Genomic DNA, 13,016 nt, shown 5'->3' on the forward strand with positions numbered 1-13,016 from the left:
GGCGCCAACCGGCCATGGCGACGACGAGGCCGCCAGCGACACGTAGCACCGGAATCGAGATACCGAAGAAGCCCAGTACGTAAGCACCGACCAACAACGACGCCAGCAACAACGCGAAGCTGTTCACGGCCACGCGGCGTGCCATGTCCGCACGCTCGGCATCGGTGGCGTGCGGCACGATGCTGATCGCCATGAAGGCGGATGCCGGCGGATTCACGATGGGAAACAGGCTCGCCACGATCAACAACACGGTCTTGGTCAGCTCTTCCCACATAAGGCGCTCCGGGCGATAGGTAGACGAATGACGCGCACAGTATCCGGTCTTGTCAGGCGGCGGATTGGATCGTCCGCGCGTGCTGCGACGCAGGATGACAGATTCGTGTCACTCGATCATTCTCGCCGCCGGTGCGTCAGGGGGCGCGTCGCCTACTCATTCAACGCAGGGATATCGATGAATCGTCGACGCTTGACGCCGTGTCTTGCCGTGCCCGCTCTGAAGCTGCGTCCGCTGGCTTTGGCATGCACCACCGCCCTCCTCCTGTTCTGCGTCTCGGACGTCTTTGCCCAGGAACAAAACCCTTCAACGACGGCACCGCAAAGTGAGACGCCGTCCACAAAACCGGCAAAAACCGCGAAAGAGAAGGAAAAGCATCCCGCCAACCCCGACGCCGTGAGCAATCTCGACGCCATCGTCGTCACCGGCATCCAGGGCAGCATTCAGAACTCGCTGAAAGCCAAGCAGAGTTCCGACAACATCATCGAAGCGATCTCGGCAGAAGATATCGGCAAGCTCCCGGACAGCAGTATCGCCGAGAGCCTCGCGCGCCTCTCTGGCCTGGCCACGCAGCGAGTGGACGGCCGCGCCAACCAGATTTCGATCCGGGGCCTTTCGCCCGACTTCGCCGGCACCACGCTCAACGGTCGCGAACAGGCCACCATCGGTGAGAACCGCGGCGTGGATTTCGATCAGTACCCTTCCGAACTCATCAGCGGGGCTGCCGTTTACAAGACGCCCGATGCCAGCCTCATCGGCCAGGGTCTGTCGGGCACGGTGGACCTTCATACGATCAAGCCGCTCGACCTGGCCAAACCGACGTTCGCCGCGAACCTGCGTGGCGAAAGCAACTCCAACGGCAGCCTCAACCACGGTACCGGCGTCGGCGATAGCGGGCACCGCGCCAGCTTCTCGTACATCGACCAGTTCTTCGACCACACGCTCGGCCTGGCCGTGGGCTTTGCCCAGCTCGACTCACCCGTGYAGGAGAAGCAGTACCAGGCATGGTGGTGGAGCAACAACAACGGCCCGAACGGCGCCGAGGGACAGTGGGGAGCGGCGCACACGCCTGGCCTGCCCGACGACGTGCTGTCGCAGGAAGGCGCCCAGCTACGAGCCAAGTCCGAGAACCAGTTGCGCAATGGCCTGATGACCGTGCTCGAGTGGGCACCGGACGATCACTACCATTCCACGCTCGACCTCTACTACTCCACGTTCGACCAGAAGACGTTCCTCAACGGCGCGCAGTGGTCGAGCAGTCCGTACGACAACGTCTCCTACGCGAACATCGGCACCGTACCTGCACAGCCCTACCCAATTGTCACCTCCGGTCACATCGATGGCCTGAAGACGGTTCTGCAGAACGAGTACACCAAGGAACGCGACAAGCTGTTCTCGGTCGGCTGGAACAATCAATACGACTTCGGTAACGGCTGGAACGCCACGGCCGATCTCTCGTATTCCAGCGCGAAGAAACGCCTGCATGACGCTTACCTGTTCGCCGGGCTGCCCGGCCAGGCGACATCGTCCACCGACTTTCAGACGAAGCGCGACGAAGGCTTCCCGGATTTCAGCCCAGGCACGGACTGGTCCGACACCTCTGCCGTGAATTTCACCGACGCGAACAACTACGGTTACGACGGGCGCGAGGAATATGACAAGCAGAAGGACACCATCAAGGCGATCCGCCTTGAAATCAGCCATCCCGTCGGCTGGATCTTCAGCGACTTCAACTTCGGCGTGAACTATTCGGACCGCGAGAAGACCAAACAGGCTGACGTGCTCTTCGCCTGGCTCAACGGCAACGGTTCCACGTCCGCCGATTACCTGCCCGGTTTTGCCGCGCCGATCGACCCGTCGTCGCTGCGCGGTATCACCGACCTGGGCTATGGCGGTATTCCTGCCATCGTCAATTACAACGTCCTGCAGTCCCTGGACAACCAGTACTACCTCACCGAGCGAAACACGCAGGGCGACTGGAGTCGCAATTACACGGTGCGCGAAAAGGTGCCGGTCGTCTACCTCAAGTTCAACATCGATACGATGCTGGGCGACATTCCGTTGCGCGGAAACATGGGTGTGCAAGCCGTGCGCACGATTCAGTCCTCCGAGGCGCTGCAGACCAACGGCGACGCCCTGGTCGGTCGTATCGCCGACGGGACGAACTACAACAAGGTCCTGCCTAGCCTGAACCTCGTTGCCGAAGTGACGGACAAGCAGTACCTGCGCTTTGGTCTGGCCAAGACCATGGCGCGCGGCCGCATCGACGACGAAAAGGTCGCCACGTCGGCGGACGTTGCGCTGATTACCGACGGCCCGGCGGCCGGCCAGGTGCTCTGGTCCGGCAGCGGCGGCAACCCGAAGCTCAAACCGTATATCGCGGTCGGCGCCGATCTATCGTGGGAGAAGTATTTCGGCACAGCGAGCTATGTTTCGGCGGCGGTCTTCAATAAGAACCTGCTCAACTACATCTACAACGAAACCACGCTCGACTACGACTTCTCACGCTATACCAACGATACGCCGACGCTAACCCCGACCAGCACCATYGGTTCGTTTACCCGCCCGGAAAACGGCACCGGCGGCAGGATGCAGGGCCTGGAACTGTCAGGCTCCTTCGAAGGCGGTCTGTTGGCGCAGGCGCTCGATGGCTTCGGCATGCAGGCGAACTTCTCGCTGACCAACAGCTCGCTACCGGTAAGTGCCGTATCGACCATTCCCGGCAGTCCGTCCACCCTGCCCGGCCTGTCGCGCAAGGTGGCGAACCTTGCCTTCTACTACGAGAAGCACGGCTGGTCGGTGCGTATCGCCGAGCGTTATCGCTCATCGTTCACCGGCGAAGCCGTGGCGCTGTTCGACCAGCTCGGCTACACGAAGATCCTGGCGGACAAGCAGACCGACTTCCAGCTCGGCTATGCCTTCGCCGAGGGCCGCTTGAGTGGTTTGTCAGTGCTGTTACAGGTGAACAACCTGACCAACTCGCCTGAGAAGACGCAGCAGGTCGCCTCGCTGCCGAACAACATCAAGATCGCCAGGCCGCTGGAGTACGACACCTACGGCCGCACGCTGATGTTCGGCGTCAACTACAAGCTCTGAGTCCGGTTTAACCGGGCCAGGGCGTATCCGAAGCGGGCTGTCCGAGGTGTTCCTCGGCCGGTCCCGCACAGGCCCAGCACGGCACACCGATCTGGCAGCCGACCTCCTCGTCGATATACGTCACCTCGCCAAGGCCCTTGCATACCGGGCACGGCTCGTCTCCAGGATCTGCGTGGTCTGCGATGGGCATGGCGGCGGCCCTCATGCGGTCTTCGATGCTTCGTTATACCCTTCTGCCACGGCGGGTGCGTGGATGCCCGGGGAGCGACCATGCTCAAGCAGCGACCATCGGGCGCCTACGACACGCGGCCATCGCTCGCGCGACGCCTCGTGTGGACCGTCAGCGGGGTGCTCWTCCTCGTGCCGCTCCTCTACCTTGCCGCCGCCGTCATCCTCGGCGCCATTCCGCTGAATCGCGACTGGCGACACGCCGATGACGGGGTGACCGTATGGCTCACCACCAACGGCGTCCATGCGGGGCTGGCGATGCCCGCCAGGCACGCGCTGATGGATTGGACAGCGCTGTTTCCGCCGGTGCACAACGCGCGACGGAACGACGCGGACGCCGACGAGTACGTCACGATCGGCTGGGGCGATCGCACCTTCTTCCTCGACGTGCCGCAATGGAGCGATCTGAAGCTGGCGACCGCCCTGAACGCGATCGGTGGGCGCGACGCCGCCGCGATGCACGTGGAATATGGACCCGCGCCGACACGCGATGCGACGGCGATACCGCTCACCGTGACGCCCGAGGCGTATGCACGGCTTGTTGCCTTTGTACGCCGAAGCGTCACCGTCGATGGCAACGGCTCGGCTGTCTGGATTCCCGGCCGCCACTACGACGTGAACGATGCTTTCTACGAAGCCCGCGGCCGCTACAGCCTCTTCGTCACCTGCAACCAGTGGACACGCGATGCCCTGGCCGAGAGCGGCGTGCGCGTGCCTGCGTGGTCACCGTTCGACAAGGCGCTGTTCTGGCAGTTGCGTGGCGAAGCCGGTCGTTAGGTCGGCGTGCCTTTCGCAAGGGTGGCAACGCGCTCGCGCAGCCATTGGTGCGCGGGATCGGCGTGCATGCGCGGATGCCACGACGCATACAGGGAGATGTCGTGCGTCGGGATGGGCAGCTCGCAGGCATCGAGCCGCCCGCCGAAACGCTGTACGAGCCGCGAAGGCATGACGCCCACATAGTCGGTAGCCTCGAGTATGTCGGGCATCAGGTGATACTGGGGAACGGACACTGCCACCTGTCGCCGGCGCCCGAGCCTGTGAAGGTAGTCGTCCATGAAGCCGTGAAAGCCGCCGCCATCGAGCGAGACGAGCACGTGCCGTAGTGCGCAGTACGTCTCCAGGTCGGGCGGCGTCGGGCCGCGCGGGTGCCCTTTTCGCTGGGCCATGAGGTAGCGGTCCTTCAGGAGCACGCGGGCCTTCATCGCAGGCGGGATGAGGCTGTCGATGCTGACCAGCAGATCGACCTCGCCCGATTCCAGTTGCGTGCCGATGCGGGCGGGGTCCACCGGCCGGAAGGCCACGCGGATACCAGGCCCTGCGTGAGCGGCTATCCAGGCAACGAGGTCGACACCGAGGATGGCCACGCCGTTGTCGCTCAGGGCGATCTGGAAGTCGCGCGAGCTATGTGCCGGATCGAACTCCGGCGCATGGGTGAGCACACGATCGAGATCCCGCAAGGCCGCACGCAGCGGTTCGCGGAGGGCCGCCGCCCGGGCGGTCAGGGTCATGCCGCGCCCGGTTTCCGCGGGTAACAGCAAGGGATCGCCAAACGACTCGCGCAGACGTGCCAGCTGGGCGGACAGCGCTGGCTGGCTGAGCTTGAGGCGACGGGCGGCTCGGGTGACGTTCGCCTCCTCGAGAAGCACGTCCAGTGAGGCCAGCAGATTGAGGTCGACCCGATTGATATCCATGAAATGGATGACTCGTATGCCTGGAATCGATGTTGATTATAGGTCGGCGAACCCGAGATAAGGCGCTCCCTCATCGTTGCGAAGCCGTCATGGCCCGTCTTTCCCCTCCCCTGGTGCTGCGCATCCTCAGCATCTGCAATTTCGCCCTCGGCAGCGCCTCACTGGCGGTCGTGGGCGCCCAGGCCTCGATGGTCGGCGCCGGCATGACGGTCGCGCAGGCGGCCGAGCTGGTCGCCGTGTTCGCGCTGACCTTCTCCGTCGGCGCCCCGCTCGCCCAGGTGTTCATCGGTCACCGGCGGCGACGCGACGTGCTGATCGGCGGGTTGCTGGTCCTCGCCTTCGGTTCGGTCTTGTGTGCCGTCGCGCCAGGCTATGGCTGGTTGCTGGCGGCCCGCGTGATCGCCGGCCTCGGTGCCACGGTGGTTGCCCCGATGGCATCTTCCATCGGCGTCGGCCTGGTGCCGGCCGAGCGACAAGGGCACGCGCTGGCCGTGGTGTTCAGTGGCATTGCCATCTCCAGTGTCCTGGCCGTACCTCTGGCCATCGCGGCCTCCGCAGCCTTCGGCTGGCGCGTGGTGTTCGTCGGTCTGGCGGCACTGGCCAGCATCGCGGCCCTCCTGGTCTGGCTAACCGTGGACGACGAGTCACGCGGTGTCCGACTGGACCTGCGACGGCTGTTGAAGGCACTTACCCACCCGGCCACCGGTACCGGTCTCGCTGTGATCTTCTTCCAGGTCTCCGGTTACTTCGTCACCTATACCCTCATCACCGCGCTGCTGCACGACCGTTTCGGCGCGGACACCGCGACGGCTTCCGGCATCATGTTCGGCTTCGGTGTCCTGGGCGTTGCGGGCAACTGGCTCGCCCAGCGCCTCGCGCTTCGCTTCGGCGCCAACCGACTGCTGTATGCCGCCATGGGCACGATGCTGCCGGTGTTCCTCGCCCTTGCGGTCGTGCCGGCGTACTGGTGGGCTCCGATACTGCCGCTGCTGGTATGGGCCTTGTCGCAGGACGTGTTCTACCCCTCACAGCAGCGGCGCGTGGTCGAACTCGAACCGGAGATCCGCGGCCTGATCCTCGCCCTCAATTCCTCGGGCCTGTTCGCCGGTATCGCGTTCGGCTCGTTCCTCGGTGGGCGCATCGCGCAAGCGAGCGGCGTGGCCAGCCTGCCGCTGGTCTCCCTGGTGTTGACGGCGATGGCCCTGGCGGCGTTGACGGTATCGCGCCAAGCCGCCCGCAGGCACGAGGTTCAGGCCCGATCGATGCGCGCGGCGTAGCAGCCGTACGCCGCATAGTGCACGTGCGCATAGCGGACCGAGGACATCGCGAACAGGCGCTCGATCGCTTCGTCCAGCACGCTGCCCTCGACGAGGACCGCACTGGCGATGTGGTCGCGCTCGTCGAAGCCGCGCAACGCGAGCGTACGTGTGCGTAACACCTCCGGCACGTCGTCACTCACCTCACACGCTTCGGTCGCCCCTTCGCGAATGAAGATGGCGTGGCTGGAGCGATAGGGCGAGTCAGCCGGCTGATGGGTGTGATTGAGCAGGAGCAAGGCTTCACCGCGGCGAGCGTTGCGTAGTTCGATACGCTCCGGGTAACCGGTGTCGTTGGCGGCGATAACGCGGATCACGCCACGCTTGGCGAGTTGCTCTTCGTCCAGGCCATACAGCGACGTGAATGGCTTCGGGTCGATACCGGAGATGCGGAAGGACATGGGGTGGCTCCGTGGTGGGTACGAGGCCATGTTCCGCTCGCACTGCCTGCGCCACCATCCGGATCTTGCGCTACGAAGCGGCTCTTCCATCGCGACGAAAGCGTGCCGGCGTCGTGCCCATGACGCGCGCAAACGCCTTGCCGAACGCGGACTCGGAACGATACCCCACGCGCTCGGCCACGGCGCCGGCAGTGAGTTCGCCACGGCGCAGAAGCTCCGCGGCTACGTGCATGCGCAAGAGTGTCAGTACCTCGTGCGGGGCCACGTTTCCTCGTGCCTCGAAGTGTCGCGCGAACGTGGCGCGCGACATCGCCGCCTGTTCGGCGAGCGAGCCCACCGTCCACTCGCGCTCGGGCTCGCGCAGCATGGCGAGCAAGGCGCGACTGAGCCGGGGATCGACCATGAGACCGAGCAAGGAGGGCGGCATGAGCCCATCGCGCAACTGCGCGCGGAGGGCGAACACAAACAGCGCCTGGGTCAGCGCCGTGACTACGGCCAGCGCGCCTGGATCCATGCGCGCCACCTCGTCGCGAAACATCCTCACGATGCCGGACAGTGCGTCCAGCCCGTGCTCGCGACCGAGCCGTACATGGAGTACCTCGGGCAAGGCACTGAACAGTAGCTTCCCCGCGTCCGGCGCGAAGGTGAAGCGGCCGCAGAGCAGATCGAGATCGGTGTCCCCGTCGGTATTGCGCTTGATGCGGAAGGGACCTGCATGATCGAGCGAGAGGGTGGTAGTGACATCCCGCCCGCGCAGATCGTGGACGCGGTGGCGAGTGCCCTGGGGTAGCACCAGCAGGTCACCCGCTTCCATCACCACCGTGTGGCCCGGCAGCTCCATGGCCGCGCTTCCGCCCAGGACCAGATGAAAGGGCGCCTCGCCGGGCTCGGCATCCACGTGGTCGAGGCTGAAGCCGCCCGCCAGCTGGCAGCGAAGGTCCAGGACGCCCCGCACCTGGGCCAGTTCTAGCACGCGGGTCAAGGCATCCATGAGACGTTCGCGCCATTCATTGAGTGATATGAGTATTCATCCTCTCACCGTGCTGGGCAACACTTTCTTCGACCTCCCAGAAGAAAGTCCTCCCCATGAACGCCACTGCCCGCCAGATCCTCGCCACCTTCGTTCGCACCGAGCGTCTCGGCCCGAACCTCATGCGCATCGCCATCGCCATCGTCTTCCTCTGGATCGGTGCACTGAAGTTCGTTCCGTTCGAGGCCGACAGCATCACACCCTTCGTCGCCAACAGCCCCGTGATGTCGTTTTTCTACAACCATCCCGACGAATACAAGGCGCACCTCACGCACGAAGGCCAGCTGGTGCCCGAGCAGCGGGAATGGCAGACGGCGAACAACACCTATGGCTTCTCCACCGGCCTGGGTGTCGTCGAATGGACTATCGCGGTGCTGGTGCTGGCGTATCCGCTATCGAAGAAGCTTGGTCTGCTCGGCGCTTTCCTCGCGTTCGCCACCACGCTCGTCACCTTGTCTTTCCTGTTCACCACCCCTGAAGCGTGGGTCCCCGCGCTCGGTGACGCGCAACACGGATTCCCGTATCTGTCGGGTGCCGGGCGCCTGGTGCTCAAGGACACGATGATGCTGGCAGGATCGTGGATCATCGGCATCGACGCGGCCAAGGCGATCCTCGCCGGCGATCAGAAGCGATAACCGACGCTCACCCCGTAGACCCAGGGATCGACGTGGGCGGTGCCGACACGGGCACCGTCCACCTTCACCCTGGAATCGATATCCATCCAGCGCGCGTCGACGGTGACGGTCCAGCGCGCGTCGAGTGCGATATCGACGCCGCCGTGCCATGCGACACCCCAGCTGTCGCCAAGGCCCACCGTGGCGCCGTCCAGCGCGTTGTGGCCCTTCGCATCGAAGAAATGCGTGTAGTTGATACCGACACCGAGGAATGGCGACACCGCCTGGCCCGCCAGAAAGTGGTAGTTCACACCGACGACGGGAGGTAGCTGTTTCACGCTCACCGCGCGCTGGCCGTCGAGGCGAACATCGTGCTTGAACGGCAGTGCGGCCAGAACCTCGATGCGCCATGCAGGCGCCAGCAGGTACTCCACGCTGACCGAGGGGCGCATGCTTCGCGTGGTGCTCGCGGACAGGCCGGCGAGGTCGCCCGAGTTCGATGTCGGATCGACCACATGGGCACCGACATGCACGATCCACGGCGATTCAACGCCTTCCGCGAGGGTGCCACCGACGGGTGCAACACACAGAACGCCCGCGATGATGAGCTTTTTCAGGGGATACACGTTGAACTCCTTGCCTGCTTGCATCGGTCATGACGACCGGATGCGCACAGGTTAGGAAGTCAACGCATGCAAGATGAGAAATGTCGTTTCGACGCGACAATCTGCCCGATCGTCACCCACATTACGATGTCGCTGGCGGGGCGGCGGTCACGGTCGGCGGTAGCAGCTTGTTCTGCGCGAGGCGCACGACCGTACCGACGGTCAACACCACCATCACCAGGTTGGTGAAGACGAACAGCACCGGTGCCAGCTCGGCGATCGCACCCGTCAACCCGCGCAGGGTCATGGTCAAGGCACTGCCAGATAGCGCCGTGATGCCGAAGCTGAAAGCCCAGTAGCTCGACGCGAACGGCTGCTTCGCGATCCATGGAAACAGACGAATCATCATCAGCAACTGCACGAGGCCATAGCCCCACGCGGCCTGGACCAGGAGTTCCGGAGCGCCCTGCGTGTTCGCCAGCCACGCTGCCGCCGCGACGGCGGGGGGTGCGAGCTGGATGCCCAACGTCGGCCGCAAAGGCGGCGGCAAGGGCGTGGCGTTGAGCAGACGATTGACGATGACCGACTCGAGCGCGAGCCAGCTGAACACGCCGACGCCGAAGAACAGGATGCCCCACGAGGGGAAACCGAGCAGACCTGCCGCCGCCGAGATGATCAGGTTACCGGCGACCGAGGGCAGGTAGATCACCGGTGTGGTGGTGGATATGTCGCGGTCACCCTGGAGCATGGCGCCAAAGCGCCATAGCGCGAACACCACCTGCCCTACGCCGCCGGTCAGCAGGGCGACCACGGCCAGGCCGTGCGCGTGCGGTGCCAGCACGATGCCCATCAGGGCACCCGACGATGGCACCAGACCGATGAAGCAACACTGCACGGGATGCCGCGCTTCCTCGATAGCGGCCGCACGATGCACCAGCCACTTGTACGCGTAGGCCAGGGTGAGCACCGCGCAGACCACGAAGGCCACCGCCATGATGCTTTCGCCGATCGCGGCTGGCAGGCCCCAGAGGCGCGACGCCGTGCGCCAGTTGGCGCCCAGACCGACCAGGCCAAGGACCATGCCGAAGAACGATGCGGGAATGKGACGCGGAAGAGCCATGAAACCCCCTTGCAGGTGACCGTGAGACGCATGCGCCAGAACTAGATCGTTTCGCGTATTTCCCGGCGCACGCGCCAGGACCATCATGTTCTCACCGACGACGCAAACCCGTGCCGCCGGCCATTCCGGAGGAAACCCCCATGCTCGATTGGCCTGAATATCGCAACGAACTCGGCGCCCGTATTGGTGAAATCGCCAAGCTCAGCCCCGACACGATCAAGGGGTACCAGACCTTGTCCGGTGCCGGCGCCAAGACGAACCACCTCGATGCGAAGACGCGCGAACTGATCGCCCTGGCCATCTCGGTGACGACGCGTTGCGACGGCTGTATCACCGTGCACACCGCCGAAGCGCTGAAGCAAGGGGCGACACGCGAGGAAATCGCCGAAGCACTCGGCGTGGCCGTCGCCCTTAACGCCGGCGCAGCCCTGGTCTATTCCGCCCGCGTCATGGACGCCACCGAGGCCTATTCCAAAGCCTGACGCGCCACGTGCCTTGGGGACGCGCCCCGCGCTATCTGGACGCGTCCCACGCTCGCTGGACGCGCCACGTGCTCCGTGTAGGAGCCGATTCATCGGCGATGGGTGCTAGCGACAACCCTACATACGCTCAGGCACGTCAATCGCAAGCAACGACAGCGCACGCTCCAGCACGCCCAGGGTAAACACGCACAAACCCAACCGCGACGTACGCGTGTCCAGGTCAGGCTCGGCCAATACCGGGCACTCGGCATAAAACCGGCTGAAACGCTGCGCCAGCCCGAACGCGTATTCCGCAAGCACCCCCGGTTGCATCAGGCGCACCGACTCCGCCACGACATCGCCGAAACCCAGGCATGCCATGACCAGCGCCCGTTCGCTGCCGTGCACCGGCACACCGAGCGCCACGACCGTCACGCCGTCCGCCTTCGCCAACAACGAACGCAACCGCACACAGGCGTATTGCAGATACGGCCCGGTGCGCCCCTCAAAGGCCACCATCCGCTCGACATCGAACACGTAGCCCGACAGCCGGTCCCCCGAGAGATCGGCGAACTTCACTGCCCCGATGCCGATACGCCGCGCCAGTGCACGCCTTCCTGCCGCATCCAGCTCCCTTCCGTAACCCGAACCTTCGATACGCTCGGTGGCCTTGGCCATCGCGTCGTCGAGCAATTCAGTAAGCCGTGCCACGCCGCCATCGCGCGTCTTGAACGGCCGGCCATCGCGTCCGTTCACGGTGCCGAAGCCGACGTGGATCAATTCCACGCCTGCCGCGATGCCGGCCTTGCCCGCCACGCGGAAGACCTGCTCGAAATGCAGCGCCTGCCGCTGATCGACGACGTACACCACGCGTGCGAGGCCTTCGTGCTTGGTACGCGCCTCCAGCGTGGCCAGATCGGTCGTTGCATAGAGCGCCGCACCGTCGCGCTTGGCCAGCAAGAGCGGCGGTACCTCAAAGGTGTCCTCCGCCGTAGCGACATCCACGACCAGCGCACCTTCGCTTTCGCGAGCGATGCCGCTGGCACAAAGGCGCTCGACGAGGGGCGTGATGGCATCGCGTACGTCGCTCTCGCCGTCGAGTACATCGAACACCACACCGAGCTCGCGAAAGTCCGCCACCTGGGAGGTCAGGCTCAAGGCGCGCAACGAACGCCACAAGGCGAGCAACCCGGGATCGCCCGCCTGCAGGGCCGCGGTGTCGGCGCGGGCCTCGGCCATGCGCCGGGCATTGCTGCGGCAGGCAGCCGCCGCCTCGGGATACAGACGCTCGAGTTCATCCAGGGTGACCGGCGCGTTCGACGGGAAGGACTCGTTGTCGCCGTGGCTGAAGAAGGCCAGTGACGGGTCACGATGCCGTATGGCCGAGCTCAGCATGCCCATCTGCAAGCCCCAGTCGCCCAGATGCGCATCGCCCAACGTGCGCCAGCCGAGCGCCGTATGGATGCGGCGCAGGCTTTCACCGAGCACCAGCGAACGGAGATGCCCCACGTGGAGGGGCTTGGCCACGTTGGGGCCGCCGAAGTCGAGGATCACCAGACGGCCCTGGCCCAGGTCGGGTATGCCAAGGCCCGCATGAGCGATCGTGGCCCGTGCAGAGGCCGCCAGAAAGGGGGCAGCCAGCGTCAGGTTGACGAAGCCTGGTCCGGCGACCTCGACGGCCGAAAACATCGCCTCCTGCCGGAGCAGACCCGCGATGTCTTCCGCGATGGCACGCGGCGGCCGCCCCTGTTCACGAGCGAGGGACAGCGCGGCGTTGCACTGAAAGTCGCCGAAATCCGACCGTGTCGAGGGCTGGGCGCGAGCGAACGCCGTGGGCAGCCCAAGGGCCGCGAACACGGTGGCGAGCGAGGCGTCGACATGCGACGCCAGGGACAGGAACATGGGCTTCTCCGTAACCGATGGGCACAGGCGCACGCATGGGCGCGCCGCGTGGTGCTAGCGCATCGTTCGTCGTCGGAGCAGTCGTGCGGGAGTCATGTTCTCGATTTAGCCGGAAAAGATCAGTCTTCGCAAGCAAGCAACGAATCCATGCGTATGCTCGGAACCAGGCTATTTGAGGAGACTCGTATGACGGCTTCAAAGCGACCCGGTGCCCATAGCATCGTGAGCGTGGGCGGTGGCGCGGCGGGCATCGAACTGGCGGCACGCCTGGGTAAGCG

Annotated in this window: 12 protein-coding genes; 5 read left to right on the forward strand and 7 right to left on the reverse strand. The window is 64.9% G+C overall.

Annotated elements, in window-relative coordinates:
* The coding region (locus AC1DT2_RS07180; protein ID WP_477295479.1) for a MarC family protein at positions 1 to 274 on the reverse strand (274 nt) is incomplete at its 3' end.
* A 177-nt stretch (positions 275 to 451) separates the two neighbouring features.
* Between AC1DT2_RS07180 and AC1DT2_RS07185 the strand changes: the two genes are divergently transcribed.
* On the forward strand, positions 452 to 3,370 hold the full coding sequence (locus AC1DT2_RS07185) for a TonB-dependent receptor (protein WP_477295481.1): 2,919 nt from the start codon (positions 452 to 454) through the stop codon (positions 3,368 to 3,370).
* Positions 3,371 to 3,640: 270 nt separating this feature from the next.
* Positions 3,641 to 4,375, forward strand: a complete 735-nt coding sequence (locus AC1DT2_RS07190) for a TIGR02117 family protein (RefSeq protein WP_477295483.1) — start codon at positions 3,641 to 3,643, stop codon at positions 4,373 to 4,375.
* Here the strand turns inward: AC1DT2_RS07190 and AC1DT2_RS07195 are convergent.
* Positions 4,372 to 5,289, reverse strand: coding sequence for a LysR family transcriptional regulator (locus AC1DT2_RS07195; RefSeq protein ID WP_477295485.1), 918 nt, complete (start codon positions 5,287 to 5,289; stop codon positions 4,372 to 4,374). The two genes, AC1DT2_RS07190 and AC1DT2_RS07195, sit on opposite strands and share 4 nt — an antisense overlap.
* A gap of 89 nt (positions 5,290 to 5,378) precedes the next feature.
* Between AC1DT2_RS07195 and AC1DT2_RS07200 the strand changes: the two genes are divergently transcribed.
* Positions 5,379 to 6,566 (forward strand): MFS transporter, encoded by a 1,188-nt coding sequence (locus AC1DT2_RS07200; RefSeq protein ID WP_477295487.1) that lies wholly within the window; start codon positions 5,379 to 5,381, stop codon positions 6,564 to 6,566.
* On the opposite strand, the gene AC1DT2_RS07205 is transcribed toward AC1DT2_RS07200, so the two are convergent.
* Together AC1DT2_RS07205 and AC1DT2_RS07210 are read right to left on the reverse strand one after the other, a co-directional pair.
* Complete coding sequence (locus tag AC1DT2_RS07205; protein ID WP_063571564.1) at positions 6,539 to 7,006, reverse strand: DUF1203 domain-containing protein; 468 nt, start codon at positions 7,004 to 7,006, stop codon at positions 6,539 to 6,541. The two genes, AC1DT2_RS07200 and AC1DT2_RS07205, sit on opposite strands and share 28 nt — an antisense overlap.
* 70 nt (positions 7,007 to 7,076) lie before the next feature.
* The gene (locus AC1DT2_RS07210; RefSeq protein ID WP_477295489.1) at positions 7,077 to 7,997 is read right to left on the reverse strand and encodes an AraC family transcriptional regulator; all 921 of its coding nucleotides are present in this window, start codon (positions 7,995 to 7,997) and stop codon (positions 7,077 to 7,079) included.
* A gap of 95 nt (positions 7,998 to 8,092) precedes the next feature.
* On the opposite strand from AC1DT2_RS07210, the gene rclC reads away from it, so the two are divergent.
* Positions 8,093 to 8,671, forward strand: a complete 579-nt coding sequence (rclC, locus tag AC1DT2_RS07215; protein ID WP_063571566.1) for a reactive chlorine resistance membrane protein RclC — start codon at positions 8,093 to 8,095, stop codon at positions 8,669 to 8,671.
* Here rclC and AC1DT2_RS07220 read toward each other — a convergent pair.
* Together AC1DT2_RS07220 and tehA are read right to left on the reverse strand one after the other, a co-directional pair.
* Positions 8,659 to 9,276: an OmpW/AlkL family protein gene (locus AC1DT2_RS07220; RefSeq protein WP_477295492.1), complete on the reverse strand. Its 618-nt coding sequence runs from the start codon at positions 9,274 to 9,276 to the stop codon at positions 8,659 to 8,661. The two genes, rclC and AC1DT2_RS07220, sit on opposite strands and share 13 nt — an antisense overlap.
* Positions 9,277 to 9,397: 121 nt before the next feature.
* The gene (tehA, locus tag AC1DT2_RS07225; RefSeq protein ID WP_477295494.1) at positions 9,398 to 10,375 is read right to left on the reverse strand and encodes a dicarboxylate transporter/tellurite-resistance protein TehA; all 978 of its coding nucleotides are present in this window, start codon (positions 10,373 to 10,375) and stop codon (positions 9,398 to 9,400) included.
* 140 nt (positions 10,376 to 10,515) lie between these two features.
* Between tehA and AC1DT2_RS07230 the strand changes: the two genes are divergently transcribed.
* Positions 10,516 to 10,857: a carboxymuconolactone decarboxylase family protein gene (locus AC1DT2_RS07230; protein ID WP_063571304.1), complete on the forward strand. Its 342-nt coding sequence runs from the start codon at positions 10,516 to 10,518 to the stop codon at positions 10,855 to 10,857.
* A 117-nt stretch (positions 10,858 to 10,974) separates the two neighbouring features.
* On the opposite strand, the gene argS is transcribed toward AC1DT2_RS07230, so the two are convergent.
* The gene (argS, locus tag AC1DT2_RS07235; protein ID WP_477295496.1) at positions 10,975 to 12,738 is read right to left on the reverse strand and encodes an arginine--tRNA ligase; all 1,764 of its coding nucleotides are present in this window, start codon (positions 12,736 to 12,738) and stop codon (positions 10,975 to 10,977) included.
* Positions 12,739 to 13,016: the final 278 nt, after the last annotated feature.

Source organism: Luteibacter sp. P4_E6 (genome assembly GCF_056401535.1).